Below are 24,880 nucleotides of genomic sequence, written 5' to 3'. Positions count from 1 at the left end.
AGAAGCGTCGTAGAGCGGCACTCTCTAGGTCATGCACTCGTTTCTAAGCCGTCCGGATTACTGCTGGGGAATTGCTGATGACCGATATTGATGCACGCTTGCGCGAAGACGTTCACCTGCTCGGAGAGCTGCTGGGCAACACCATTCGAGATCAATACGGCGAGGCCTTCCTCGACAAGATCGAGCAGATACGCAAGGGCGCCAAGGCTGACCGGCGTGGCTCGATGGACGCCGAACTGAGCGCCAGCCTCAATCAATTGAGCGAAGACGAATTGCTCCCGGTGGCGCGGGCGTTCAACCAGTTTCTCAATCTGGCGAACATCGCCGAGCAATACCAGTTGATTCATCGGCGCGAGGAGTCGCAACCGGCGCCGTTCGAATCCCGTGTACTGCCGCAATTGCTCGCGCGTTTGCGCAATGAAGGCCACAGCGCCGAATCATTGGCGCGGCAACTGGCGCGGCTGGAAATCGAGCTGGTGCTGACCGCGCACCCGACCGAAGTCGCGCGGCGCACGCTGATCCAGAAGTACGACGCCATCGCCGGGCAACTCGCCGCGCAGGACCATCGCGACCTGACCACAGCCGAACGCGAACAGATTCAAAACACCCTGCAACGTCTGATCGCCGAAGCCTGGCACACCGAAGAAATCCGCCGCACGCGCCCGACGCCAGTCGATGAAGCCAAGTGGGGTTTCGCGGTGATCGAACATTCGCTGTGGCAAGCGATCCCCAACCATATGCGCAAGGCCGACAAGGCGTTGTATGAAGCGACCGGCCTGCGCCTGCCGCTCGAAGCTGCGCCGATCCGCTTCGCGTCGTGGATGGGCGGCGACCGTGACGGCAACCCCAACGTCACCGCTGCAGTGACCCGCGAAGTGTTGCTGCTGGCGCGCTGGATGGCCGCCGATCTGTACTTGCGCGATGTCGATCATTTGGCTGCCGAACTGTCGATGCAGCAGGCCAGCGATGCCCTCAAAGCCAAGGCCGGCGACAGCGCCGAACCCTATCGTGCGGTACTCAAGCAACTGCGTGAACGCCTGCGCGCCACGCGCAACTGGGCACACGCCGCGCTGACTGCACCAACGCCAGCGCCGGCCGATGTCTTGCACAACAACCGCGACCTGCTCGATCCACTGGAGCTGTGCTTCAACTCGCTGCACGAGTGCGGCATGGGCGTGATCGCTGATGGTCCGCTGCTCGATTGCTTGCGTCGGGCGGTGACCTTCGGCCTGTTCCTTGTGCGTCTGGATGTGCGCCAGGATTCGTCGCGCCACAGTTCGGCGATGACTGAAATCACCGATTACCTCGGCCTTGGTCGCTATGAAGACTGGGATGAAGAGCAGCGCATCAGCTTCCTGACCCGCGAACTGAGCAACCGCCGGCCATTGCTGCCAGCACATTTCAAACCGTCCGCCGACACCGCCGAAGTGCTCAACACCTGCAAGGAAATCGCAGCCGCACCGGGCGCTTCGCTCGGTTCCTACGTGATCTCCATGGCCGGTGCAGCTTCCGATGTGCTCGCCGTACAACTGCTGCTCAAAGAGTCCGGCGTGCTGCGGCCGATGCGCGTGGTGCCACTGTTTGAAACCCTCGCCGACCTCGATAACGCCGGGCCGGTGATGGAGCGCTTGTTGCTGCTGCCGGGTTACCGCGCACGGCTGCAAGGCCCGCAGGAAGTGATGATCGGTTATTCCGACTCGGCAAAGGATGCTGGCACCACGGCGGCGGCCTGGGCGCAATATCGTGCGCAGGAACGCCTGGTGGAGATCTGCCGCGAGCAACAAGTCGAACTGCTGCTGTTCCACGGTCGCGGCGGCACCGTGGGCCGTGGCGGTGGTCCGGCGCATGCGGCGATTCTGTCGCAACCGCCAGGTTCGGTGGCGGGACGATTCCGCACCACCGAGCAGGGGGAAATGATTCGATTCAAATTCGGCCTGCCGGACATCGCCGAGCAAAATCTCAATCTGTATCTGGCGGCGGTGCTTGAGGCGACATTGCTGCCGCCTCCACCGCCAACGCCCGAATGGCGTCATCTGATGGATGAATTGGCAGCTGATGGTGTCAGCGCTTATCGCCAGGTCGTGCGGGAAAATCCGCAATTCGTCGAGTACTTCCGCCAGTCCACTCCAGAGCAGGAATTGGGTCGCTTGCCGCTCGGCAGTCGCCCAGCCAAACGCCGCGCCGGCGGCATTGAAAGCCTGCGGGCGATTCCGTGGATTTTCGGCTGGACACAAACGCGGCTGATGCTGCCGGCGTGGCTCGGCTGGGAATCGGCGTTGAGCAAGGCGCTGGAGCGCGGTGAAGGCGAGTTGCTTGGGCAGATGCGCGAGCAGTGGCCGTTCTTCCGCACCCGTATCGACATGCTGGAGATGGTGCTGGCCAAGGCTGACGCGGATATTGCGCTGTCCTACGATCAGCGTCTGGTCGAACCAGATCTGCTGCCATTGGGCGCGCAGTTACGCGACCTATTGTCGCAGGCGTGCACCGTGGTGCTCGGCCTGACCGGGCAGTCGCAGCTGCTGGCACATAGCCCTGACACCCTTGAATTCATCCGTTTGCGCAACACCTACCTCGACCCGCTGCATCTATTGCAGGCCGAACTGCTGGCCCGTTCGCGGCAGCAGGATGTCGAGCAGGGCAGCCCGGTGGAACAGGCGTTGCTGGTGTCTGTGGCGGGGATTGCCGCCGGTTTGCGAAATACCGGCTAACGTTTTTGTCGTGGCGCGCGGCACCGGCAACCTGCACCGGATGCCGCTTTGCCTGACGGCGGAAAGTGCCGCCAGGCGACAGTTAATGATGGGGTTGCGACTTGGGTTACCGCGTCGCAAGGTGGCGGGGGGCGCCGGTTTCTCCGACTTTTGGCGTCTTGTGTGGGCGCAGCCTGCTGTGTATCTTGATCAGCCTTTGGCCGTTTGTGCGGCCACGACCCGTATTTTCAGGATTCGTCCCAAGCGGCGAATCCCTTGTTTTGTAAAAGCTTTTTATAAAAAAATTGAGGAGCACATCTAATGCGCGTCATTCTGCTGGGAGCTCCCGGGGCCGGTAAAGGTACTCAGGCTAAGTTCATCACCGAAAAATTCGGCATTCCGCAAATCTCCACCGGCGACATGCTGCGTGCAGCGGTCAAGGCTGGCACGCCACTGGGCGTTCAAGCCAAGAGCATCATGGATGCCGGCGGCCTGGTGTCGGATGACCTGATCATCGCACTGGTAAAAGATCGTATCGCTCAGCCTGACTGCGCCAACGGCTTCCTGTTCGACGGCTTCCCGCGCACCATTCCGCAGGCTGAAGCACTGGTTACCGCCGGCGTCGAGCTGGACGCTGTGGTTGAAATCGCTGTTGAAGACGAAGAAATCGTTCAACGCATCGCCGGTCGTCGTGTTCACGAAGCCAGCGGCCGCGTTTACCACATCGTCTACAACCCGCCGAAAATCGCTGGCAAAGACGACATCACCGGCGAAGAGCTGGTACAGCGCAAGGACGATACTGAAGAAACCGTGCGTCATCGCCTGTCGGTTTACCATTCGCAGACCAAACCGCTGGTGAAGTTTTACAAAGAGCTGTCGGCTGCCAACGGCAAACCGAAGTACAGCCACGTTGAAGGTGTTGGCTCGGTTGAAGCGATCACCGGCAAAGTGCTTGAAGCACTGAGCTAAAAAAACGCTTCATCTTCTACGGCCCGCTTGCGGGCCGTAGTTGTTTATACTGACGCCCTTTTTCCCACACCTGTTTTGGAAACATCGATGAGCACCTTGCTGGCCCTGGACACCGCGACTGAAGCTTGCTCCGTTGCCTTGCTGCATGACGGCAAGGTCACGAGCCATTACGAGGTGATCCCGCGCCTGCACGCGCAGAAGCTGCTGCCGATGATCCAGCAATTGCTTGCAGACGCCGGCACCACGTTGCAGGCGGTCGATGCGATTGCTTTCGGTCGTGGGCCGGGTGCGTTTACCGGTGTGCGGATCGCCATTGGCGTGGTGCAGGGGCTGGCGTTTGCGCTCGATCGGCCGGTGTTGCCGGTGTCCAACCTCGCGGTGCTGGCGCAGCGTGCGTTGCGCGAGCACGGTGTGAGCCAGGTCGCAGCGGCCATCGATGCGCGGATGGATGAGGTGTATTGGGGCTGCTACCGCGAGACGACAGGGGAGATGCGTCTGGTTGGCGCTGAAGCGGTGTTGCCACCGGAAGTCGCCGCGCTGCCGGCTGATGCCAGTGGCGACTGGTTCGGTGCTGGCACGGGTTGGGGCTATGGCGAGCGTATTGCGGTCAAACTGACGGGCTCCGACGCCGGCATGCTGCCCCACGCTGAAGACTTGCTGACTCTGGCGCGTTTTGCCTGGGAGCGCGGTGAGTCGATCCCGGCGGATGACGCGCAACCGGTTTACCTGCGCGATAAAGTCGCCACCCCCAAGGCCCGCTGAGCCTTTAAAAGATCGCAGCCTTCGGCAGCTCCTGCAGGGATCACATTCCAACTGCAGGAGCTGCCGAAGGCTGCGATCTTTTGATTTTCAAAACACCAATCGTCAGTTTCCGCCCCTCGCTTTAAACCTTTTGCGCTTTATGTGTTCTAGTTATCACTCGGCAGTTTGCTAAGTCGGTCAAGTGCCGCTAAATTGCCATCATCGATACCGAGCATGAAATTATGCGTATAGACGGCCTCTCCTCTCAGTCCTACCCCATCAAGCGCAAGCCTCGCAAAGGCAATGCAGCGCTGGATGAATCCGTCGACGATATCGACGGCGAGCTGGAATTCCCGACTGAAGCGCAATTGGCCGCCCGCGCTGCCAAAGCCTCGGCACAACGCCTGAGCAATCTGCCTGCCCGTCAGCAAGACATGATCTATCACCGTGCGATGAAAAAGAGTGTAGCGATGGCCCTCGCCAGCTACCTGAGCACTGCCGGTTTTGTCGATTGGGATGCAGACGTGCTGGGCCTCGATCTGTACATCTGATGGATCTGCCTTACTACCTCGGTTGCCCGTCCTGGAGCGAAAACGCCTGGCGCGAGTATCTGTACCCGGTAGATGCCAAAACCTCCGAATTCCTCGGTCTCTATTCGCAAGTATTCAACGCCGTTGAAGGCAACACGACCTTCTACGCCAGCCCGTCGCCCGCCACAGTGCAGCGTTGGGCCGAGGTCATGCCCGAGCACTTTCGTTTCACCGCCAAATTCCCCGGCGACATCAGCCATAGCGGTGATCTGCGCGATCAACTGACCGCCGCCGAGACCTTCCTGCAATTACTCAAGCCCCTCGGTGAACGCGTTTCGCCGCTATGGCTGCAACTGTCGAAAAGCTTTACGCCGCAGCGGCTACCGGAACTGACGGCATTCATTGATGCGCTGGATTGCCCGTTGGCAGTGGAAGTGCGCCATGAACAGTTCTTTGCCAAGGGCGAGAGCGAACGTCTGCTTAATCGCCTGCTGCTGGACCGAGGCGTGGAACGCATCTGCCTCGACCCGCGTGCGCTGTTCAGTTGCTTGTCGACCGAATCCTCGGTGATCCACGCGCAATCGAAAAAGCCGCGAGTGCCGACGCGCCCGGCAGCGTTCACCCAGTTTCCGCAAGTGCGCTTCATTGGCCATCCTGAGCTCGAGGCCAACGACACGTTCCTGCTGCCGTGGGTGGCGAAAATCGCCGAGTGGATCGAAGAGGGGCGCACGCCGTACATCTTCCTTCATACGGCCGACAACCTGTTGGCTGCAAAGCTGGCGCAACGTTTTCACGCACAACTGATGCAACGTTTGCCTGGCCTGCCAGCGCTGCCTGAGCTATACAGAGAACCCGCCGCGGAGCAACTTGGCCTGCTCTGAGGCGGATTTTTTTCCTGCTCAGGAGCCTGCCGATGGATGCCCAAGCCCGTAAAGCCCACGCCTTCAAAGCCCTGCATGAACGTCCGGGGATTTTCGTCATTCCCAATCCGTGGGATGCCGGGTCGGCAAAAATGCTCGCCAGCCTCGGCTATCAGGCCCTCGCGACCACCAGCGCCGGTTATGCGTTTTCCCAAGGCAAGGCCGATGGCGCGCTGAGTCTTGATGAGACCTTGGCCAATGTCCGCGCCATCGTCGCCGCTACCGATCTGCCGGTGGCGGTGGATCTGGAAAACGGTTTTGCCGATGACCCGGGCGAGGCCGCGAAAAGCTTGCTGCGTGCTGCCGAGGCCGGCGCAGTCGGCGGTTCGATCGAAGACGCCACGGGCCGCGCGGATGCGCCGATCTATTGCTTCGAACACGCCGTGGCGCGCATCGAAGCCGCCGTCGCCGCTGTGCGCACGCTGCCATTCCCATTCATCCTCACTGCGCGTGCGGAAAACTATCTGCACGGCAATCCCGATATCAACGACACCATTCGCCGCTTGCAGGCCTTCGCCGAGGCTGGCGCTGACGTGTTATACGCGCCGGGTTTGCGCAACGCCGAAGAAGTACTCGCCGTGGTGCGCGCGGTGGCGCCGAAACCGGTCAACGTTTTGATGTCCGGCGGTTTGAAACTGACCGTGCAAGAGCTGCAAGAAATGGGGGTGCGGCGTATCAGCACCGGTTCGGCGCTGGCGTTGGCGGCGTTCGGTGAGTTCTTCCGCGCCGCTGAAGAGATCCAGCATTCCGGCACCTTCGGCTTTACCGCGCAGTCGATGCCGTACGCCAAGGCCAATCAATTCTTCAAGGGCTGAGCATGGGGCGGTGGATTGCGCTTACCGTGCTGCTGATCATTGGCGGTGCGTTGATCAGTGTCTGGCGCGGTTGGCTGGACGTGCCGCCCGAGTGGAATCCGTGGGCGCCGCTGGATGTGCAGGCCTCGCCCAACTGGCTGACCGGCTACAAACTGATGCGCTTACGCAGTGACCCCGAACTCTGTGCCCAGGCCTTGAGCAGTTCCGATCTGCGCGTTACACGGCAAGCCGATAGTCCCGACGCCAAGTGCCCGCTGATCGGCGCCTTGCGTGTGCAGGGCGGCGAGGTGGCGCTGAGCAGCAGTTTCCTCGCCAGTTGTCCGTTGGCGGTGGCTTACGCGATGTTTGAACAACACACGCTGCAACCCGCCGCACAATCCGTTTACGGGCAGAAGGTCGCGCGGATAGATCACCTCGGCAGCTTCGCCTGTCGCAATGTCTACAACCGCGAAAGCGGGGCGCTCAGTCGCCATGCCAGCGCCGCTGCTCTGGATATTGCCGGGTTTCGCCTGGCGGATGGCCGCACGGTCAGCGTGCTCAAGGACTGGCCGAAGCAAAATCAGGACGCGCAGTTTCTGCGTCAGCTGCGCGATGGCGCCTGCGAGGCGTTCAGTGTGGTGTTGAGTCCGGATTACAACGCCGCCCATCGCAATCACTTTCATGTCGATGTCGGACGCTGGAGCGTGTGTCGCTGAGGGTCAGGCGGCGAGACGCAGGTTCTGCAGAACGATCGGGCGCGCCCAGCCGTTATCGAAGTCCAGGGCTTTCTGTTGCTCGACGATTTCTTCCGGCGGGAACGGCGGGTAAGGCTTCTGCAGCAGATCCAGATCGAATTCGGCAATCGGCAAGTACAGCGGCTTCTTCTGCGGCGCCGGGCCAGGCTCTGGAACGGGTTGACCATTGTTGATCACTACCGGGCGCACCCAGCTGCTGTCGAAATCCTGTTGGGCTTGCTGAGCCTTGAGTTCTTCTGGCGGGAACGGTGGGAATGGCTTGTCCAGCAATTCCATTTCAAATTCGGCGATCGGCAGGAACAATGGTTCTGGCGGACGCACTTCGGTTTCCACCACATCGCACTCGCGCTGGCTGACGATGTGCGCGTGCAACTCGCTGCCGATGGTCGGCTCTTCCGGGCTGCTCAGGTCAACCGGCGGAAATGTACCGCAGGCAGGCACCACTTCACTCGTCTGTTCGGCCATCGCCTGGGCAAAGAAATCCTGCCACAGGTGACTGACGCCGCTCAGTGCTTGAGTGTTGTGACGGCTAAAGTCGCCATGGGGCGAGATGTAGCCAATCGATGTGGGAAGAATGCCTGACATTTTTTTCGGTTGACGCTCAGCTCTGGCAAAATGCGCGTTGAATGAATTATCGGCGGTTTTTGCCGATCCTTGAATTTTTGAGCGTGTTTTCCATGATCGAGCAACCTGCGGCCTGCCGCATCCATGTCGAAGCCCTCGGCGCGACGTTTGAAGCGCAAGCCGAGCAGTGGGCTGAACGCCTGGGATTGCCGCGTGAAGTGGCGGACGGCGAGTTTGCCTTGCAGGTTGGCGAGCAGGGTTTGCAGCTGCAGCAGCTCGGCCCGGACGCACCGGGGCCGGTGCGGGTCGACTTTGTTGAGGGCGGCGCGGCACATCGGCGTTTATACGGCGGCGGCAGTGGGCAGATGATCGCCAAGGCTGTCGGCATCGCTCAAGGTGTGCGCCCGCGAGTGCTGGATGCCACGGCGGGGTTGGGCAAGGATGCGTTCGTGCTGGCGAGCCTCGGTTGCGAGATGAGCCTGATCGAGCGCCAGCCGCTGATTGGCGCGTTGCTGGAGGATGGTCTGGCGCGGGCGGCGGAAGATTTCGACGTGGCGCCGATTGTGGCGCGGATGAAATTGCTCAAAGGCAATTCCATCGAGGTCATGCAGAACTGGGAAGGTGAGCCGCCGCAGGTGATCTATCTCGACCCGATGTTTCCGCATCGCGAGAAGACCGCACTGGTGAAGAAGGAAATGCGTTTGTTCCGGCCGCTGGTGGGCGATGATCCGGATGCACCGGCGCTGTTGCAGGCCGCTTTGGCCCTGGCCACGCACCGAGTAGTGGTCAAGCGCCCGCGCAAGGCGCCGTGTATTGATGGGCCGAAACCGAGTCATGCGCTGGATGGCAAATCCAGCCGCTATGACATTTACCCGAAGAAAGCGCTCAAGGCTTAATACCGAGTCGCGCCAATCGCTGGCAAGCCAGCTCCCACAGGGTTCAGTGGTGTGCACAGAATTTGTGATTACACCCGAATCCTTTTGGGAGCTGGCTTGCCAGCGATGGCGTCAGTGCCGACGCCGCAGAAATCAGGGCCGATAGGCGCGCATAAACAACGCTACAACTTCCTGCACATGGCTTTCCGCTGCCTCTTCAGTCAACGGCTCACCACAGCCATACAACAATCGAAAATTCCCCGCACCCTTGATCAGGCAAAAGAAATGTTCGGCGGCATTGCGCGGCAGATCGATGCTCAGCGCGCCGGTTTCGTGAATGCGCGTCAACAACCGCTCCATCCCTTGCACCATGCGCTGCGGACCCGCCTCGAAGAAGATCAGCGACAGCTTCGGATCCTGACTGCCCAGCGCCATGATCAAGCGGTGCAGATTCACCGATTCATCACTGTTGATCAGGTGATGAAAGCCGCGCGCAATGTTCAGCAACACATTTTCCACGGCAATGCCTTCGGGCAATTCGAAGAACAATGGCGGTAATTGCTCCTCGCATTTGGCCACCACGGCGGCGGAGAACAGCGTCTCCTTGTCGTTGAAATGGCTGTACACCGTCAGCTTCGACACGCCCGCCTCGCTGGCCACCGCGTCCATGCTGGTGTTGGCGTAGCCATGACTCAGAAAAAGGATTTTCGCCGCGTCGAGGATTGCCTGGCGCTTGGCCAGATCCTTGGGGCGGCCCGGACCGTTTGGAGCTGAAAGATTGTTCGACATTCTTCGCTTTTAATACTGGACTGGTGAGTTTGCTATTAATAACATACCCGCCAGTATAATTATTCCAAGCACCATTAGCGAAAGGTCCGTCACCATGTTCCGTCATGCACTGCACCTCACGTGGCCCTTTGCGTTGCCAGTCAGTCTGGCGTTTTTGTTGTCCGCATGCGGTCAGGAAGAGGCGACGCAAGTCACCGTGCGACCGGCCATGGTGGTGCAGCCAGAGCCTTCGGCACAGGCCATGGAAAGTTATCCGGGCGAGGTGCGCGCCCGCTATGAGCCCGATCTGGCCTTCCGCATTGGCGGCAAAGTCAGCCGACGACTGGTCGATGAAGGTCAGCGCGTGAAGGCTGATCAGCCACTCGCCGAACTCGATCCGCAGGACGTGCGCCTGCAACTGGAAGCCACCCGCGCCCAGGTCGCTGCCGCCGAAGCCAATCTCAATCTGGTGCGTGCCGAGCGTGATCGCTACAAGACCTTGATGGATCGGCAGATGGTCAGCCGCTCGGCTTACGACAATGCCGAAAACCTTTACCGCTCCGGTGAAGCCCGCCTTAAACAGATCAAAGCTGAATTCAACGTGTCGACCAATCAGGCCAGTTACGCGGTGCTGCGTGCGCCGCAGGATGGCGTGGTGGCCAAGCGTTCGGTGGAAGTCGGTCAGGTGGTTGCCGCTGGGCAAACGGTGTTTACCCTCGCCACCGACGGCGAGCGCGAAGTGCTGATCAGCCTGCCGGAACAAAGCTTCGGGCGCTTCAAGGTCGGTCAGCCAGTGACGGTCGAGCTGTGGACGCAACAGAACCAGCGCTTTGCCGGGCAGATCCGCGAACTGTCGCCCGCCGCCGATCCGCGCTCGCGCACCTTCGCCGCACGCATCTCCTTTACCAGCGGCAAAGTCCCGGCCGAACTGGGCCAGAGCGCCCGGGTGTTTGTGCAATCGGCCGACAGCGTTTCCCTCTCGGTGCCGCTCTCGGCACTCACTGCCGAAAACGGCGCGACCTACGTCTGGGTCGTCAGCGCCAACAATACTTTGAAGAAAACCCCGGTACGCATCGGCCCGTTCGGCGAGAAAACCGTGCCGGTGCTCGAAGGCTTGAACGCCAGCGACTGGGTGGTGGCTGCCGGCGTGCATGTGTTGCTCGAAGGTCAGCAGGTGCGTCCGGTGGATCGCTCCAATCGCGTGGTCAATCTGGCGAACAAGGAGTAAGCCCCGATGCGCTTCAACCTTTCCGAATGGGCGTTGCGTAATCGCCAGATCGTACTGTTCCTGATGCTTCTTCTGGCCATCGTCGGTGCGTTGTCCTACACAAAACTCGGCCAGAGTGAGGACCCACCGTTCACGTTCAAAGCCATGGTGATCCAGACTCGCTGGCCGGGGGCGACCGCGCAGGAAGTTTCGCGTCAGGTCACCGAACGCATCGAAAAGAAGCTGATGGAAACCGGCGAATACGAACGCATCGTGTCGTTCTCGCGCCCCGGTGAATCGCAGGTCACGTTCATTGCCCGCGACTCGATGCATTCCAAGCAAATCCCTGACCTCTGGTATCAAGTGCGCAAGAAGGTCAGTGATATTCGCCAGACCTTGCCGCCGGATATTCAGGGGCCGTTTTTCAACGATGAGTTCGGCACCACGTTCGGCAATATCTATGCGCTGACCGGTGACGGCTTCGATTACGCGGTGCTCAAGGATTATGCCGATCGCATCCAGATCCAGCTGCAACGGGTCAAGGATGTCGGCAAGGTCGACTTGCTCGGTTTGCAGGACGAGAAGATCTGGGTCGAACTGTCCAACGTCAAACTGGCGACCCTCGGCTTGCCGCTGGCGGCAGTGCAACAGGCGCTGCAAGAGCAGAACGCGGTCTCTACCGCCGGGTTCTTCGAAACCGGTAGCGAGCGCTTGCAGCTACGGGTCTCGGGGAATTTTCAGACAGTCGAGGAGATAAAGAACTTTCCGATCCGCGTCGGCGATCGTACGTTCCGTATCTCCGATGTCGCCGATGTGCGTCGCGGGTTCAACGATCCACCGGCGCCGCGCATGCGCTTCATGGGCGAAGACGCGATTGGTCTGGCCGTGGCGATGAAGGATGGCGGCGATATTCTGGTGCTCGGTAAAGCGCTGGAAGGCGAGTTCTCGCGCATCCAGAAAAACCTCCCGGCCGGCATGCAATTGCGTAAGGTTTCCGATCAGCCGGCGGCGGTGAAAACCGGGGTCGGCGAGTTCGTCCAGGTGCTGGTCGAGGCGCTGGCGATTGTCTTGCTGGTGAGCTTCTTCTCCCTCGGCGTGCGTACCGGCATGGTCGTGGCGCTGACCATTCCGCTGGTGCTGGCGATGACCTTTGCCTGCATGTATTACCTCGGCATCGGCCTGCACAAGATCTCCCTTGGCGCGTTGGTGTTGGCGTTGGGTTTGCTGGTGGATGACGCGATCATCGCCGTGGAAATGATGGCGATCAAAATGGAGCAGGGCTTTGATCGCATCCGAGCAGCGAGCTACGCCTGGACCAGCACCGCGTTCCCGATGCTCACCGGTACGTTGATCACCGCCGCCGGTTTTTTGCCGATTGCCACGGCGCAATCCGGCACTGGCGAATACACCCGTTCGATCTTCCAGGTGGTGACCATTGCCTTGCTCGCGTCCTGGGTGGCGGCGGTGATGTTCGTGCCGTATCTGGGGGAAAAACTCCTGCCGGATCTGGCGAAAATTCACGCGGCCAAACACGGTACCGGCGATGGTCAGGCTGATCCGTATGACACGCCGTTCTATCAGCGTGTTCGGCGGCTGGTGGAGTGGTGCGTGGCGCACCGCAAAACCGTGATTGTACTGACGGTGGGGCTGTTCATCGCTTCGGTGATGTTGTTCCGTTTCGTCCCGCAGCAGTTTTTCCCGGCCTCCAATCGACTGGAGTTGATGGTCGATCTGAAACTCGCCGAAGGCGCGTCGCTGGCCAATACCACTGGCGAGGTCAAACGTCTGGAAGCGATGCTCAAGGATCACGCCGGCATTGATAACTATGTGGCGTATGTCGGCACCGGATCACCGCGTTTTTATCTGCCGCTTGATCAGCAGTTGCCGGCGGCGAGCTTCGCGCAGTTTGTGGTGTTGGCGAAAACCATTGAGGAGCGTGAAGCGCTGCGCAGTTGGTTGATTGAAACCCTCAACGAGCAATTCCCGGCGCTGCGTTCGCGGGTTACGCGCCTGGAAAACGGTCCGCCGGTTGGTTATCCGGTGCAGTTCCGCGTCACCGGTGAACACATCGAAGAGGTCCGTGCTTTGGCGCGCCAAGTAGCGGCCAAGGTTCGCGAGAATCCGCACGTGGCCAATGTGCATCTGGATTGGGAAGAGCCGAGCAAGGTCGTGTACCTGAATATCGATCAGGATCGCGCGCGGGCGTTGGGTGTGAGTACGGCCAATCTGGCGAAATTCCTGCAGAGTTCGTTGACCGGGTCGAGTGTCAGCCAGTATCGCGAAGACAACGAATTGATCGAGATTCTGCTGCGCGGCACGGTGCATGAGCGTACCGAGTTGTCGTTGCTGCCGAGTCTGGCGGTGCCGACGGACAACGGCCGCAGTGTGGCGTTGTCGCAGATTGCCACGCTGGAATACGGCTTTGAGGAAGGCATTATCTGGCACCGCAATCGCCTGCCGAACGTGACCGTGCGGGCGGATATTTATGGCAAGGAGCAGCCGGCGACATTGGTGAAACAGATCATGCCGACGCTGGATTCGATTCGCGCCGAGTTGCCCGATGGTTATCTGTTGGATGTCGGCGGTACGGTGGAGGATTCCGAGCGTGGGCAGAAGTCGGTGAATGCCGGGGTGCCGATGTTCATCGTCGTGGTGCTGACGCTGTTGATGGTGCAGTTGCGCAGTTTTTCGCGCACGGCGATGGTGTTTTTGACGGCGCCGTTGGGGTTGATCGGGGTGACGCTGTTTTTGATGGTGTTTCGGCAACCGTTCGGGTTTGTGGCGATGTTGGGGACCATCGCGTTGTCCGGGATGATCATGCGTAACTCGGTGATTCTGGTGGATCAGATCGAGCAGGATATTGCTTCGGGGCTTAAGCCTTGGCAGGCGATTATCGAGGCTACGGTTCGACGCTTCAGGCCGATTGTGTTGACGGCGCTGGCGGCGGTATTGGCGATGATTCCGTTGTCGCGCAGTGTGTTTTTCGGGCCGATGGCGGTGGCGATCATGGGGGGGTTGATTGTTGCGACCGCGTTGACGCTGTTGTTTTTGCCGGCGTTGTATGCGGCCTGGTTCAGGGTGCGTAAGGACGCTTGATTCTTTTGTGACGTGGCGGCCTTTGGGCCGACCATGTTCTTGGGGTTTGGGTGAATATCCGTTTGTGCGGGTGTTGCTGCTGGCGGTTTCGCCCTTACGGCGAGTCACCTTTTCCAAACGCCGAAAAGGTAACCCAAAAGGCTTTGCCCTGACGTTCGGCCCGCTCGCTGAGGCTCGGGGTTCCTTCGCTCCGGGATCGATCCGGGGGCATCGCCTACGGTTTGCTTCGCTGCACCTCCTCTCGATGTGTTCGACTTCGTCGAACGGTCGCTGCGCTCCCACCCCCGGATCAATCCCTCCACTCAGCCTGCCGACGGGCCTTCAGATCAAGATCAAAAGCTGCAGCCGAGCTAACGCTCATCCTGTTGAGTGGTGAGGAGCAGAAGCGGTCTGCTCTTGCTCTTCTGTGGGAGTGAGCCTGCTTGCGATGACGCCCTGACAGCCGCCCAATCTCTACCTGCATACACCCAATCCAATTGTGGGAGCTGGCTTGCCAGCGATGGCGGCCTGACAGCCGACCTGTTTTCTGCAGGTGTACTCAATCCAACTGTAGGAGCGAGCCTGCTCGCGAAGGCGGCCTGATAGCCGACCTGTTTTCTGCAGGTGTACTCAATTCAACTGTGGGAGCGAGCCTGCTCGCGAAGGCGGCCTGACAGCCGACCCGTTTTTTGCAGGTGTACTCCATTTAACTGTAGGAGTGACCCTGCTGGCGATGACGATCGGACAGGCAAAATTGTTTAACCGTGTTGCGAAAATACAGAACCTTCCCACAAGGTTTTCAGGTTGTCCGTCGGAAGCGCGATCTCTAGGCTAGGTCTGTCGCTGCAAAAATCAGCGACCGGGTTTCGCAGCCCGGTTAAACGTCAGACGCACAGCGTCCACCATCCGAAAGCGGGCGCTTTTTTATGCCTGTGTCATGGCGGTTGTGCGCGGGATACCTTCGGGTATGCCGGGTGCCTGAAGTCCCGGTCTGCGAACCTGCGTACAGCTGCCACCTAACTTTCGTTTCGCAGCGAACGGTGGCGGCTCCACTACTTCAGGAGATTTCGCCATGTTCAAAACCACACCCAATCCCCCCAAACCCGTCAGCCATCCCAGCACAATTTTTACCGTCCTTCCCGAAGTCGATTCCGAAACATTACTCGCTCACGCCTGTGAAACCCTGGCCTCAGCCAACATCATGGCCAGCGAACTGGCGTTCACCCTGAATGGCCCGACATGTAGTCAGCTTCTGGGTATTCAGCAGATGATTTCCCTCGCTGAGCTGTCGGTGAATCGCGTCCTCGATCAAGTCGATCCGCAAAACTGACGCCCACAAAAAAGCCCGCTGAACCGGTAAAGGTCAGCGGGCTTTTTGTCGTTCAGCACATTACAACGTGCCGAACACCTTCTTCGCCAAACTGGTCGCCGCAGCAGCCGGGTTCTGGCGGATGGTTTCTTCCTGTTTGCCGATCATTTCGAACAAGCCATTCAGCGCTTGCTCGGTGACGTAGTTTTCAACGTTGGCGCTCTTCGCATCGACAACGCCAAACGCAGCAGCCTGACCGGCGAACGAGTTGTACTTCTGCGCTACGCCAACCTTGTCAGTCGCCTGTTTGACGATCGGCAGGAACTTGGCGCGGATCTGTTCGCGGCTGGATTTGTCGAGGTATTGCGTGGCCGAGTCCTTGCCGCCGCTGAGGATGCCTTTGGCGTCTTCCACGCTCATTTTCTTCACGGCGTCGACGAGGATTGGCTGGGCCTGGATCACGGCGGATTCGGCAGCCTTGTTCATCGCGGTTTCCAGTTCTTCAACCTGGGCGCCCATGCCGAAGGCTTTCATCTTGCTCGCGGCTTTGCCGAGTTTGCCCGGTAGTTCGATTTTCACGTCCGGGTTGTTGCTGAAGCCGCCGGGGGTGCCCAGTTGCTTGACGGCGATTTGCGCGCCTTGGGTCAGGGCATCCTTGAGACCGCCGGTGGCGTCTTTTTGCGACAGGTCACTCAGCGACAATGCCATGGCGCTGGCGGAGATCATCAGGCCTGCGCACAGGCCGGCGAAGCGAAGGGTAGGGCGGAGCATGGCGGCTTCCTTGTTGCGGAGAAGGGTTGCGGACAATGAATCAGCGAACGGCGTCGACGCGGATTTTCAGCGGCTGCGGGTCGTTGCCGTCTAGTTTCACGGCGTGGTTTTCGGTGGTGATGAACATCAACTCACCGTTGACTTCAATGCGCGCGCTAACCGAATAACGGTGGCCGGGTTTGACCTGCGCCGGATCGTAGCTCAAGTGGAAGGGCAGTGGCACCTGACCTTTGACCGGGCCTTTTTGCTCGTCCAGCACCACGGCTGGCGCGTCGGCCAGCGAAACGTCCTGCAGGCTGACGCTGAGGGTCGCGCTTGGTGGCAGGGCGATGCGCTGCAGATAGAACACTTCACCGTCGAGGCCGACCTTGCCGGCAGGTGTGGTCGATTGGCAGGCGCTCAGCAACGTGGCGGCGGCAAGCAGAGTCAGTTTTTTCATGGAAAATCTCCTTTTCAATGTGGGAGCGAGCCTGCTCGCTCCCACCAGGTTTGCATCAGGCCTCGGGTTGGGCGACGACCTGGTCTGCAGCGTCTTCGCTGCGATGCAGTGCGACCTGGCGGATCGACAAGCGAATCTCTGCCGGCAACACGCGTTTGGCTGCACCTTCGGCAAGCTCGCCGAGCAGCTCGTGATAACTCAGTTTGCCGGCCTCGTCGCGACGCAGCACGTCGAGGTCGAGCATCGTCTGGATGAAGTGGCGGAACAGGCTCTTGTCGAAGAACTCCGGGGCATTCAGGCCATGGAGGATCGACAGGCGCTGGGCCATGACTGTGCAGAGGTCTTCCAGCTCTTCGGCGCTGATGCTGTTCTGGCCGCTGTTGAGCAGCAAGGACACGGTCATGTAGAAGCGCTGCAAGGTCTGGGCGATGCTCTTCGACAGCAGCGTCAGCAGGACGAAATGCCGCGAGCTGGGTGCCGGGCGCAGATAGACGTCTTTCTCGAAACGCAGCAGGCCTTGTTCGACGAACGCGTCCAGCCACTGATCGACCACACTGTCCAGTTCGTCCAGCGTCCAGCGAATGAACAGCTCCGATTGCAGGTACGGATACAGCGCACGGGTGTAGCGCAGGATCTGTTCGCGGCTCATGCGCGAGGTGCTCTGGAAGAAGCTCGCCAGCAGCGCCGGCAGCGCGAAGATGTGCAGGACGTTGTTGCGGTAGTAGGTCATCAGGACGGCGTTCTGCTCGTCCAGATAAAGAATTTTGCCCAACGCGTCGTTCTGCTCGGCGAGCAGGTCCATGTCTTTCACATGCTCGATCAGCGCGCGGCCGTCGCCTTCCGGCAGCGTGGTGTGCGGCGAGTACGGGACTTTGCGCAGCAGCGCCAGATACAGATCCAGCACCCGCGCCATGGCGCGATCATCCAGCGCCAGACGCGTGGTCGACAGCAGCGCCAGCGCCACCAGGTTGACCGGGTTGATCGCCGCCGCTTCGTTCAAATGCTGCGCGACTTTTTCGCCGAGGCGATTGGTGGTTTCGTTGAGCCACGCCGGTTTGTACTGCGGGCCAAGTTCCTGCTGGCGCCAGTCCGGTTGCTCGGCGTCGAGGAATTCCGCCAGTTTGATCGGCTCACCAAAATTCACCGCAACCTGACCGAAACGCTGCTTGAGCGCGCCGATGACTTTGAAAATGTCGAAGATCGATTCTTTCTTCTTGCTCGCACCACGCAATTCGCCGAGATAAGTGCGACCTTCCAGCACGCGCTCGTAACCGATGTACACCGGCACAAATACGATCGGCATCCGCGACGAACGCAGGAAACTGCGCATGGTGATCGCGAGCATGCCGGTTTTCGGCTGCAGCATGCGCCCGGTGCGCGAGCGGCCGCCTTCGACGAAGTACTCGACCGGGAAGCCTTTGGTGAACAGGGTATGCAGGTATTCGTTGAACACTGAGGTGTACAGCGGATTGCCCTTGAACGTGCGGCGCATGAAGAACGCGCCGCCACGGCGCAGCAGGCTGCCGATCACCGGCATGTTCAGGTTGATCCCGGCGGCGATGTGCGGCGGGGTCAGGCCGTTGCGGAACAGCAGGTACGAGAGCAGCAGGTAGTCGATGTGACTGCGATGACAAGGCACGTAGATCACTTCGTGACCCTGGGCGACCTTCTGCACGCCTTCGATGTGGTTGACCTTGATGCCGTCGTAGATCTTGTTCCAGAACCAGCTCAGCACCACTTCCAGAAAGCGGATCGCGGTGTAGGTGTAGTCCGAGGCGATCTCGTTGCCGTAGCGCAGGGCCTGGGCCTTGGCCTTCTCCGGGGAGATGTTTTCGCGCTCGGCTTCATCGAGGATCGCTTGCTTGACCAGCGGCTGGTTGAGCAGGCCTTTGACCAGGTTACGGCGGTGAGAAATGTCCGGGCCGATGACGGCGGCTTTCAGATTGCGAAAGTGCACCCGCAGGATGCGCTGGGCCATGCGCACGGTGCGTTCGTGGCCCTTGTTGTGCTCGATCAGCTCGCGCAGGTGAATCGGTGCGGAGAACTGCACGCGGGTTTTGCGCCCGAGGACGATGATGCTCAGCAGGCGACGCAGGCGCCCGGTAACGGCCCAGCTGTCGGCGAACAATAGCTTCCACGGACTGTTTTCGCTGTCCGGCGACTGGCCCCAGAACACGCTGACCGGAATGATCTGCGCGTCTTCGGCAGCGTTCTGGGTCAGGGCGCTGACCAGTCGGGTCAGGGTCGGCGGTGCGCCGCGTTTGTCCTGGCGACCGAGCCAGTCCGGATCCGGCGTCAGGTAGAAAAACGCCGCCGGTTCGATCAGCGAACCCACTGACACCGGCAGCACCGGGCGCGGCAGGCCGGCCTTGGTGCATTCTGTGTCGACCACGGCGAGATCGGTCAGCGAAGGGTTTTGCAGGACGTAGAACACCGGACGACTGCGGTCGAGGTTGAGGGTGAGCGACGACTGGTTGATCGTCTCCGAGCGAACCCAGAGGTACAACAGTCGGCGCAAGGTGCCAAACACTAGACGGCGGAACGGGGAACGGGTCATACGGCTTCTGCGTGAGTGAATAAAACCGAGCAAGTGCTCGGGCGGTCGACAGTTTGCCGTATTCACCGAAAATCGGCAAAAAAGCGGCGAAGTAATCTCCTGTTGAGACTTTTCGCACCTGTCATATACTCGGCGGTCTGTCGCCGGGGCCCTTGTATGGACGTCGGACGCAGGCTGACGTTCCTCTAAGGCTTTCCTGCGAAAAGCCTGTTCAATAATAAAAAAGGAGTATGAACAGATGGCAACACGTGAAACCGGCAACGTGAAGTGGTTCAACGACGCCAAGGGCTACGGCTTTATCCAGCGCGAAGACGGGGTGGACGTGTTCGTGCACTACCGCGCGATTCGCGGCGAAGGGCACCGGTCGCTGACCGAAGGCCAGCAGGTAGAATACGCAGTGATTACTGGCGAGAAGGGTTTGCAGGCTGAGGATGTTGTAGGCCTGTAACCTTGAAGATCAAAAGATCGCAGCCTTCGGCAGCTCCTACGGGTGTACACATGACCCTGTAGGAGCTGCCGAAGGCTGCGATCTTTTGCTTTTAGGCGGTTTTCCAGGTGATTTCTTCTTCACCGTCTGCGCTGATGCGAATCCAGCGATCCGCTGTCTCCTCACCTTCTTCTTCAACCCATGTGCCCGGTGCGCAACGCACTTCGACGTTCAGCGCAGCAAAGGCTGCGCGGGCGCAGGCGATGTCGTCGTCCCATGGCGTCTGGTCGCTTTCCAGGTACAGGCTGTTCCACTTGCCCACGGCTTTCGGCAGCCAGGTCACCGGCACGTTGCCGGCCGTGCACTTGTAAGTCTGGCCTTTCTGTACCCAGTCGCTGCACGGGCCCAGTGCTTCGCCGAGCCAGGCGGAAATGGCCTTGTGGTCGACGTCGGCGTCTTTCAGGTAAATCTCGATGTCCGGTTGGCGCATGGATGTCCTCACTGCGGGTCTGAAAAATCCATTCGCGGATTTAGCCGGCCCCGGGCACTCGCCCGGAACCAAAAGTTATTGAAGAACGAAATAATCGTAGCGCATCGACACGGTGGTCACGAACGGCTCGGCCTGTTCGATTACCGCCGCACGACGCTCGGCACTGGCGCGCCAGCCGTGGGGTGTCATCGCCAACAGGTTGGCGCGATCCTCGGGCTTGTTTAGCGTCAGCTTGAATTCCAGGGTTTCACTGTGCGCCAGCGCCATGCCTTCCGGCACCAGGGCCAGATGCTTGTCGTCGGTGTACTCGCGCACTTCGTCGTACAGGCGTTCGCGCAGTTCCATCAAGTGGCCGCTGGTCGGGCCGACTTTCATCAGACCGCCGCCGACACTGAGCAGACGCTTGGCTTCGTCCCAGTCCAACGGACTGAAAACGCTGGCGAGAAACTGACAACTGCCCGACGCCAACGGCACGCGGGCCATGCTGGCGATCAACCAGCTAATCGCCGGATTTCTTTTGCAGGCGCGTTTGACCGCTTCACGGGAAATGTCCAGTGCGTAGCCGTCAGCGTTCGGCAAGGCCTCGGCGATTTGCGCGGTGTAATAACCCTCGCCACAACCGATGTCGACCCAGCGATCCGGCGCATAACTCGCTGCCAGTTCGGCCAGACGTTTGGCCACCGGCGCGTAATGCCCGGCGTTCAAGAAGTCCCGGCGTGCTTCGACCATAGCCTGGTTGTCGCCAGGATCGCGGCTGTTCTTGTGCTGCACCGGCAACAGGTTCAGGTAACCCTGCCGCGCACGGTCGAAGCGATGGCCGGCAGGACAGACCACGCCATTGTCCACCGCATTCAGCGGTTCACTGCAGATGGGGCAAGCAAGCATCAGGCGAGCAACTTGATCAAGGTCTGGTAGTAGATCTCGGTCAGCACATCGAGATCGGCCGCCAGCACGCGTTCGTTGACCTGGTGAATGGTCGCGTTGACCGGCCCCAGTTCAACCACTTGCGTGCCCATGGTCGCGATGAAACGGCCATCGGAGGTGCCGCCGCTGGTGGACGCCTTGGTCTCGCGACCGGTGATGTCCTTGATGCTCGCCGACACCGCGTCGAGCAGCGCGCCCGGTTCGGTGAGGAACGGCAGGCCGGACAGCGCCCAGTCGATGTGCCAGTCCAGATCGTGCTTGTCGAGGATGTCAGCCACGCGTTTCTGCAGGCCTTCGACGGTCGATTCGGTGGAGAACCGGAAGTTGAACACCGCCACCAGATCACCCGGAATCACGTTGGTCGCGCCGGTGCCGGAATTGACGTTGGAGATCTGGAAACTGGTCGGCGGGAAGAAATCGTTGCCGTGATCCCAATGCTCGGCGGCCAATTCAGCGAGGGCCGGAGCGGCGAGGTGAATCGGGTTCTTCGCCAGATGCGGGTAGGCCACGTGACCCTGAACACCTTTGACGGTGAGCTTGGCGCCCAGCGAGCCACGACGGCCGTTTTTCACGACGTCGCCGACCAGAGTGGTGCTCGACGGTTCGCCAACGATGCACCAGTCCAGACGCTCGTTGCGTGCTGCCAGACGCTCGACCACAGCCTTGGTGCCGTGGTGCGCCGGGCCTTCTTCGTCGCTGGTGATCAGGAACGCGACCTTGCCTTTGTGGTTCGGGTAGTCGGCGACGAAACGCTCAGCGGCGACGGTCATCGACGCCAGGCTGCCTTTCATGTCCGCCGCGCCACGGCCGCAGAGCATGCCGTGTTCATCGATCACGGCGTTGAACGGGTCGATCTGCCACGCCGTGACCGGGCCGGTCGGCACCACGTCGGTGTGGCCGGCGAAGCACAACACCGGGCCGTCGTTGTTGCCGTGGGTGGCCCAGAAGTTATCCACATCTTCGATGCGCATCGGTTCGAGGTTGAAACCGGCATCGCCCAGGCGCTGCATCATCTGCTTCTGGCAATCGGCGTCGACCGGCGTCACGGACGGACGGCGGATCAGGTCGATGGCGAGTTGGAGGGTCGGCGAAAGGTCGGCGTGGGCCGTCATGTAAATAACTCCGGGTGCGCACGGTAAACCTGTAGGAGCTGCCGAAGGCTGCGATCTTTTGATTTTGTTTTTTAAAATCAACAGCAAGATCAAAAGATCGCAGCCTTCGGCAGCTCCTACCGAGTTTGTTGGCATTGAAAAAGGCGGTCATTCTAAAGCAAAACGGCGGCCCGAAGGCCGCCGTTTGACGTTATCCGTTACCGATTATGCGGCTGCCGGCTCCGGTGCCGCCGCCGGTTTCGGCAGCGACGACAGGAACGCCATGATCAGCGCCGCCAGATAAGGAAGCGACTGCACCAGCAACATCACCACCCAGAAACGCATGTCGTTGCTCGGCATGCCGTTGACCAGGAAGATCCCCAGCGCCGCGCCCCACAACAGCAGCATGATGAACAGCTCTTCCCGGGCTTCGGAAATCGCCACCCAGAAGCCATGGTTGTCGGCGTTTTTCGGCGTGCGGAAGAACGGAATGCTGCTGGTGAAGAAGCCGTACAGCACCGCTTTGGCGATGGTGTGCGACAACGCCAGCCCGGCCAATGCCGCGCAGAACGCATCTTTCAGGTTCACGCCGACGGCGCGACGATAGAGGAAGATGATCTTGCCGACCTTGAACACGAACAGCGCCAGTGGCGGGATCGCGAAGATCAGCAGCGGCGGATCGACCCGTTGCGGCACGATGATCATCGCCGCCGACCACAACAGCGCGCCGATGGTGAAGAAGATGTTCATGCCGTCCGCGACCCACGGCAACCAGCCCGCGAGGAAGTGATAGCGCTGGCCACGGGTCAGCTCGGTGTCCTTGCCGCGTAGCAGGCTGCCGGTGTGGCGCTTGATGATCTGGATCGCGCCGTACGCCCAACGGAACCGCTGCTTCTTGAAGTCGATGAAGGTGTCCGGCATCAGACCCTTGCCGTAGCTGTCGTGGTAATACGCCGCCGACAGGCCTTTTTCGAACACGCGCAGGCCGAGTTCGGCATCTTCACAGATGCACCAGTCAGCCCAGCCCAATTCTTCCAGCACCGAACGCCGGGTCATGGTCATGGTGCCGTGCTGGATGATCGCGTCACGGTCGTTTCGAGTGACCATGCCGATGTGGAAGAAGCCTTTGTATTCGGCGTAGCAGAGCTTCTTGAAGGTGCTTTCGTTCTGGTCGCGGTAATCCTGCGGCGACTGCACCACGGCGATTTTCGGGTCGGCGAAGTGCGGCACCATGTGCTTGAGCCAGTTTGGGTGCACGCAGTAATCGGAGTCGATCACCGCGATCACTTCGGCATCCTTGGCGGTGTGTGGAATCAGGTAGTTCAGCGCGCCGCCCTTGAAACCGGCCAGAGGCGAGACGTGGAAGAACTTGAAGCGCGGGCCGAGGGTTTCGCAGTAATCGCGTACCGGTTCCCACACCGCCGGATCCTTGGTGTTGTTGTCGATGATCAGGACTTCGTAGTCCGGGTAATCGAGGGCGGCCAGTGCGTCGAGGGTCTGTTTGACCATCTCTGGCGGCTCGTTGTAGCACGGTACGTGGATCGAGACTTTCGGGCGATAGCTGGAGTCGCCCTCGACTGGCAGGAACTCGCGCCGACGCTTGTGAATCCACACCGCTTCGGCCAGTTCATGGGCCTCCGTCAGCAAGACGATAAACACCCCGAGCGCACCCAGCGCCAAGAGGAAACCGACCGTCAAACTGAACCACGTGCTGTATTGCAGGCTGTAGTCGTAACCGATCCACACCAGCACCGAGCCGCAGAGGAACGCGATAAAGGTCAGGAAGATCCGCCCACGCTGGCGCAGCGCGGAGCCGTCGATCATCAGCAGGGTCAGCGACAGCAGGGCCAGCACCACCGAGCCAACGGCCAGCACACGCCATTGCGGAATCGCCACCACCGGGCCTTCGAAGTTGAATTTCTGTTGGCGCGCGGCGTTGAACACGCCCCAGTAGGCGCCGACCGAGCCTTCGTCGCTGGCCTTCCACGGTTGGTCAAACGCTTCGATCACGAAGTAGTTGAAGCCTTGGCGGTTGAGCTTGTTCACCAGGTTACGCAGGTAGATCGCCTGATCCGCCGGCGACGCATCGGCGCCACCGCGCATGCGGCCGTTGCTCGGCCAGCCGACTTCGGAGAGCAGCAGCGGTTTTTTCGGGAACAGCTTTTTCAGATCGCGGGCACGATCGAAAACGAACTGGCCGGCCTTGTCGACCGGAATGAACTCCCAGTACGGCAGAATGTGGGCGGCGATCAGATCGACGTGTTTCGCCAGTTGCGGGTACTTCTCCCAGATGTGCCATTGCTCGGATGTGGTGACCGGTACTTTGACGGCGGCGCGCACTCGGTCCAGCAGAACGATAAGGGCCTCAGGGGTAATCTCTTCGCGAAACAACGCCTCGTTGCCGACTACCACACGCACAACGCTGCGCGAGGTATTGGCCAGTTCGATGGCGCGGGTGATTTCCCTCTCGTTGCGCTCCTGATCCGGACTGATCCAGATGCCGAGGGTGACCCGCAAACCGAACTCCTCAGCCAGTTTCGGGATGTCTCCCAAGGAGCCGTCGACCGAGTAGATGCGGATGTTGTCCGTCAGCTTGCTCATGATCTCCAGGTCGCGGCGCATTTCGTCGTCAGACGGATACTGATCCTTCTGCGGGAATTGTCCCTGCTGGAACGGCGAATAGGAGAAACCGGAGATCTGCTGCGGCCAGTTCGGCGCGGAGACCGGGCGATTGATCAGCGCCCAGAAACCGGTGAACAGGGCGGCGATTGCCAGAACCACCACCAGGTTGAGTCCAAATTTACGCGATGACATAGCTATTTCGGGTTCCAAAGGCTGTGGAACGGAGGATCGGTCGGCTAGACGCCCGAGGGGCGCGCATCCTACACCGGCAGTTCGCAAGTCGTACATCAGACAGGGAAATGCCCGACATTGGGCAGCCGACTTTGACTTAAGTTCTTACACTTGTAGCTTGAAGCTTAAAACTT

Annotated in this window: 22 protein-coding genes; 13 read left to right on the top strand and 9 right to left on the bottom strand. The window is 60.3% G+C overall.

Translation table 11 applies throughout. The features are described 5' to 3' along the window. The first annotated feature begins 77 nt into the window (after positions 1 to 77). From ppc to QZR14_RS05255, 8 genes are all read left to right on the top strand, one after another. Positions 78 to 2,708, top strand: a complete 2,631-nt coding sequence (ppc, locus tag QZR14_RS05290; RefSeq protein WP_311996057.1) for a phosphoenolpyruvate carboxylase — start codon at positions 78 to 80, stop codon at positions 2,706 to 2,708. A 10-nt stretch (positions 2,709 to 2,718) separates the two neighbouring features. Continuing rightward, a complete protein-coding gene (locus QZR14_RS05285; RefSeq protein ID WP_311996056.1) occupies positions 2,719 to 3,009 on the top strand; it encodes a hypothetical protein in 291 nt (96 codons plus the stop codon). Further along, positions 3,009 to 3,656 carry an adenylate kinase gene (adk, locus tag QZR14_RS05280; RefSeq protein WP_311996055.1) on the top strand — a complete coding sequence of 216 codons (648 nt, stop codon included), beginning with the start codon at positions 3,009 to 3,011 and terminating at the stop codon, positions 3,654 to 3,656. The genes QZR14_RS05285 and adk overlap by 1 nt, the downstream gene beginning before the upstream one ends. A gap of 87 nt (positions 3,657 to 3,743) precedes the next feature. After that, on the top strand, positions 3,744 to 4,418 hold the full coding sequence (gene tsaB, locus QZR14_RS05275; protein WP_311996054.1) for a tRNA (adenosine(37)-N6)-threonylcarbamoyltransferase complex dimerization subunit type 1 TsaB: 675 nt from the start codon (positions 3,744 to 3,746) through the stop codon (positions 4,416 to 4,418). Positions 4,419 to 4,639: 221 nt separating this feature from the next. Further along, entirely contained in the window at positions 4,640 to 4,948 is a 309-nt protein-coding gene (locus tag QZR14_RS05270; protein WP_123452015.1) for a hypothetical protein, read from the top strand. Then, positions 4,948 to 5,808 (top strand): DUF72 domain-containing protein, encoded by an 861-nt coding sequence (locus tag QZR14_RS05265; protein ID WP_311996053.1) that lies wholly within the window; start codon positions 4,948 to 4,950, stop codon positions 5,806 to 5,808. Before QZR14_RS05270 ends, QZR14_RS05265 begins: the two co-directional genes overlap by 1 nt. Positions 5,809 to 5,840: 32 nt before the next feature. Further along, positions 5,841 to 6,662 carry an isocitrate lyase/PEP mutase family protein gene (locus QZR14_RS05260; RefSeq protein ID WP_311996052.1) on the top strand — a complete coding sequence of 274 codons (822 nt, stop codon included), beginning with the start codon at positions 5,841 to 5,843 and terminating at the stop codon, positions 6,660 to 6,662. 2 nt (positions 6,663 to 6,664) lie between these two features. After that, positions 6,665 to 7,357, top strand: coding sequence for an extensin-like domain-containing protein (locus tag QZR14_RS05255; RefSeq protein WP_250608255.1), 693 nt, complete (start codon positions 6,665 to 6,667; stop codon positions 7,355 to 7,357). Positions 7,358 to 7,360: 3 nt separating this feature from the next. On the opposite strand, the gene QZR14_RS05250 is transcribed toward QZR14_RS05255, so the two are convergent. Beyond that, positions 7,361 to 7,981, bottom strand: a complete 621-nt coding sequence (locus QZR14_RS05250) for an energy transducer TonB (protein WP_311996051.1) — start codon at positions 7,979 to 7,981, stop codon at positions 7,361 to 7,363. Between the two features lie 92 nt (positions 7,982 to 8,073). Between QZR14_RS05250 and QZR14_RS05245 the strand changes: the two genes are divergently transcribed. Further along, on the top strand, positions 8,074 to 8,856 hold the full coding sequence (locus QZR14_RS05245; protein ID WP_284677008.1) for a class I SAM-dependent methyltransferase: 783 nt from the start codon (positions 8,074 to 8,076) through the stop codon (positions 8,854 to 8,856). A gap of 132 nt (positions 8,857 to 8,988) precedes the next feature. Here QZR14_RS05245 and QZR14_RS05240 read toward each other — a convergent pair whose 3' ends face one another. Beyond that, positions 8,989 to 9,624 (bottom strand): TetR/AcrR family transcriptional regulator, encoded by a 636-nt coding sequence (locus tag QZR14_RS05240; protein ID WP_095119312.1) that lies wholly within the window; start codon positions 9,622 to 9,624, stop codon positions 8,989 to 8,991. A gap of 94 nt (positions 9,625 to 9,718) precedes the next feature. Between QZR14_RS05240 and QZR14_RS05235 the strand changes: the two genes are divergently transcribed. From QZR14_RS05235 to QZR14_RS05225, 3 genes are all read left to right on the top strand, one after another. Further along, entirely contained in the window at positions 9,719 to 10,831 is a 1,113-nt protein-coding gene (locus QZR14_RS05235; protein ID WP_311996050.1) for an efflux RND transporter periplasmic adaptor subunit, read from the top strand. A 6-nt stretch (positions 10,832 to 10,837) separates the two neighbouring features. After that, positions 10,838 to 13,906: an efflux RND transporter permease subunit gene (locus QZR14_RS05230; protein ID WP_311996049.1), complete on the top strand. Its 3,069-nt coding sequence runs from the start codon at positions 10,838 to 10,840 to the stop codon at positions 13,904 to 13,906. A 1,051-nt stretch (positions 13,907 to 14,957) separates the two neighbouring features. Beyond that, positions 14,958 to 15,215, top strand: a complete 258-nt coding sequence (locus tag QZR14_RS05225) for a DUF6124 family protein (protein ID WP_160038485.1) — start codon at positions 14,958 to 14,960, stop codon at positions 15,213 to 15,215. Between the two features lie 60 nt (positions 15,216 to 15,275). Here QZR14_RS05225 and QZR14_RS05220 read toward each other — a convergent pair whose 3' ends face one another. Genes QZR14_RS05220 through plsB form a run of 3 tightly spaced genes read right to left on the bottom strand, consistent with a single transcriptional unit; the run spans position 15,276 to position 18,961 of the window. Continuing rightward, on the bottom strand, positions 15,276 to 15,965 hold the full coding sequence (locus QZR14_RS05220; protein WP_311996048.1) for a DUF4197 domain-containing protein: 690 nt from the start codon (positions 15,963 to 15,965) through the stop codon (positions 15,276 to 15,278). Between the two features lie 40 nt (positions 15,966 to 16,005). Further along, positions 16,006 to 16,404: a YbaY family lipoprotein gene (locus QZR14_RS05215; protein ID WP_250603031.1), complete on the bottom strand. Its 399-nt coding sequence runs from the start codon at positions 16,402 to 16,404 to the stop codon at positions 16,006 to 16,008. Positions 16,405 to 16,459: 55 nt separating this feature from the next. Continuing rightward, entirely contained in the window at positions 16,460 to 18,961 is a 2,502-nt protein-coding gene (plsB, locus tag QZR14_RS05210) for a glycerol-3-phosphate 1-O-acyltransferase PlsB (RefSeq protein ID WP_311996047.1), read from the bottom strand. A 238-nt stretch (positions 18,962 to 19,199) separates the two neighbouring features. On the opposite strand from plsB, the gene QZR14_RS05205 reads away from it, so the two are divergent. Continuing rightward, on the top strand, positions 19,200 to 19,409 hold the full coding sequence (locus QZR14_RS05205; RefSeq protein WP_007908870.1) for a cold-shock protein: 210 nt from the start codon (positions 19,200 to 19,202) through the stop codon (positions 19,407 to 19,409). Positions 19,410 to 19,500: 91 nt separating this feature from the next. On the opposite strand, the gene QZR14_RS05200 is transcribed toward QZR14_RS05205, so the two are convergent. The 4 genes from QZR14_RS05200 to QZR14_RS05185 all read right to left on the bottom strand — a co-directional run bounded on the left by QZR14_RS05200 (position 19,501) and on the right by QZR14_RS05185 (position 24,707). Further along, entirely contained in the window at positions 19,501 to 19,878 is a 378-nt protein-coding gene (locus tag QZR14_RS05200) for a hypothetical protein (protein ID WP_250603034.1), read from the bottom strand. 75 nt (positions 19,879 to 19,953) lie between these two features. Beyond that, entirely contained in the window at positions 19,954 to 20,763 is an 810-nt protein-coding gene (locus tag QZR14_RS05195; RefSeq protein WP_311996046.1) for a putative RNA methyltransferase, read from the bottom strand. Then, the gene (gene dapE, locus QZR14_RS05190) at positions 20,763 to 21,914 is read right to left on the bottom strand and encodes a succinyl-diaminopimelate desuccinylase (RefSeq protein WP_311996045.1); all 1,152 of its coding nucleotides are present in this window, start codon (positions 21,912 to 21,914) and stop codon (positions 20,763 to 20,765) included. Before dapE ends, QZR14_RS05195 begins: the two co-directional genes overlap by 1 nt. Positions 21,915 to 22,118: 204 nt before the next feature. Beyond that, positions 22,119 to 24,707: a glycosyltransferase gene (locus tag QZR14_RS05185; protein WP_311996044.1), complete on the bottom strand. Its 2,589-nt coding sequence runs from the start codon at positions 24,705 to 24,707 to the stop codon at positions 22,119 to 22,121. Positions 24,708 to 24,880: the final 173 nt, after the last annotated feature.

This window comes from Pseudomonas sp. rhizo66 (genome assembly GCF_031931925.1).
GTDB lineage: Bacteria > Pseudomonadota > Gammaproteobacteria > Pseudomonadales > Pseudomonadaceae > Aquipseudomonas.
The sequence above is the reverse complement of the archived record's forward strand: the minus strand, read 5'-3'. Positions and strand labels throughout refer to the sequence as shown.

Coding starts and splice junctions, on each gene's coding strand:
- ppc (WP_311996057.1), top strand. CDS start 78: ATGACCGATATTGATGCACGCTTGCGCGAAGACGTTCACCTGCTCGGA.
- adk (WP_311996055.1), top strand. CDS start 3,009: ATGCGCGTCATTCTGCTGGGAGCTCCCGGGGCCGGTAAAGGTACTCAG.
- tsaB (WP_311996054.1), top strand. CDS start 3,744: ATGAGCACCTTGCTGGCCCTGGACACCGCGACTGAAGCTTGCTCCGTT.
- QZR14_RS05270 (WP_123452015.1), top strand. CDS start 4,640: ATGCGTATAGACGGCCTCTCCTCTCAGTCCTACCCCATCAAGCGCAAG.
- QZR14_RS05265 (WP_311996053.1), top strand. CDS start 4,948: ATGGATCTGCCTTACTACCTCGGTTGCCCGTCCTGGAGCGAAAACGCC.
- QZR14_RS05260 (WP_311996052.1), top strand. CDS start 5,841: ATGGATGCCCAAGCCCGTAAAGCCCACGCCTTCAAAGCCCTGCATGAA.
- QZR14_RS05255 (WP_250608255.1), top strand. CDS start 6,665: ATGGGGCGGTGGATTGCGCTTACCGTGCTGCTGATCATTGGCGGTGCG.
- QZR14_RS05250 (WP_311996051.1), bottom strand. CDS start 7,981: ATGTCAGGCATTCTTCCCACATCGATTGGCTACATCTCGCCCCATGGC.
- QZR14_RS05245 (WP_284677008.1), top strand. CDS start 8,074: ATGATCGAGCAACCTGCGGCCTGCCGCATCCATGTCGAAGCCCTCGGC.
- QZR14_RS05240 (WP_095119312.1), bottom strand. CDS start 9,624: ATGTCGAACAATCTTTCAGCTCCAAACGGTCCGGGCCGCCCCAAGGAT.
- QZR14_RS05235 (WP_311996050.1), top strand. CDS start 9,719: ATGTTCCGTCATGCACTGCACCTCACGTGGCCCTTTGCGTTGCCAGTC.
- QZR14_RS05230 (WP_311996049.1), top strand. CDS start 10,838: ATGCGCTTCAACCTTTCCGAATGGGCGTTGCGTAATCGCCAGATCGTA.
- QZR14_RS05225 (WP_160038485.1), top strand. CDS start 14,958: ATGTTCAAAACCACACCCAATCCCCCCAAACCCGTCAGCCATCCCAGC.
- QZR14_RS05220 (WP_311996048.1), bottom strand. CDS start 15,965: ATGCTCCGCCCTACCCTTCGCTTCGCCGGCCTGTGCGCAGGCCTGATG.
- QZR14_RS05215 (WP_250603031.1), bottom strand. CDS start 16,404: ATGAAAAAACTGACTCTGCTTGCCGCCGCCACGTTGCTGAGCGCCTGC.
- plsB (WP_311996047.1), bottom strand. CDS start 18,961: ATGACCCGTTCCCCGTTCCGCCGTCTAGTGTTTGGCACCTTGCGCCGA.
- QZR14_RS05205 (WP_007908870.1), top strand. CDS start 19,200: ATGGCAACACGTGAAACCGGCAACGTGAAGTGGTTCAACGACGCCAAG.
- QZR14_RS05200 (WP_250603034.1), bottom strand. CDS start 19,878: ATGCGCCAACCGGACATCGAGATTTACCTGAAAGACGCCGACGTCGAC.
- QZR14_RS05195 (WP_311996046.1), bottom strand. CDS start 20,763: ATGCTTGCTTGCCCCATCTGCAGTGAACCGCTGAATGCGGTGGACAAT.
- dapE (WP_311996045.1), bottom strand. CDS start 21,914: ATGACGGCCCACGCCGACCTTTCGCCGACCCTCCAACTCGCCATCGAC.
- QZR14_RS05185 (WP_311996044.1), bottom strand. CDS start 24,707: ATGTCATCGCGTAAATTTGGACTCAACCTGGTGGTGGTTCTGGCAATC.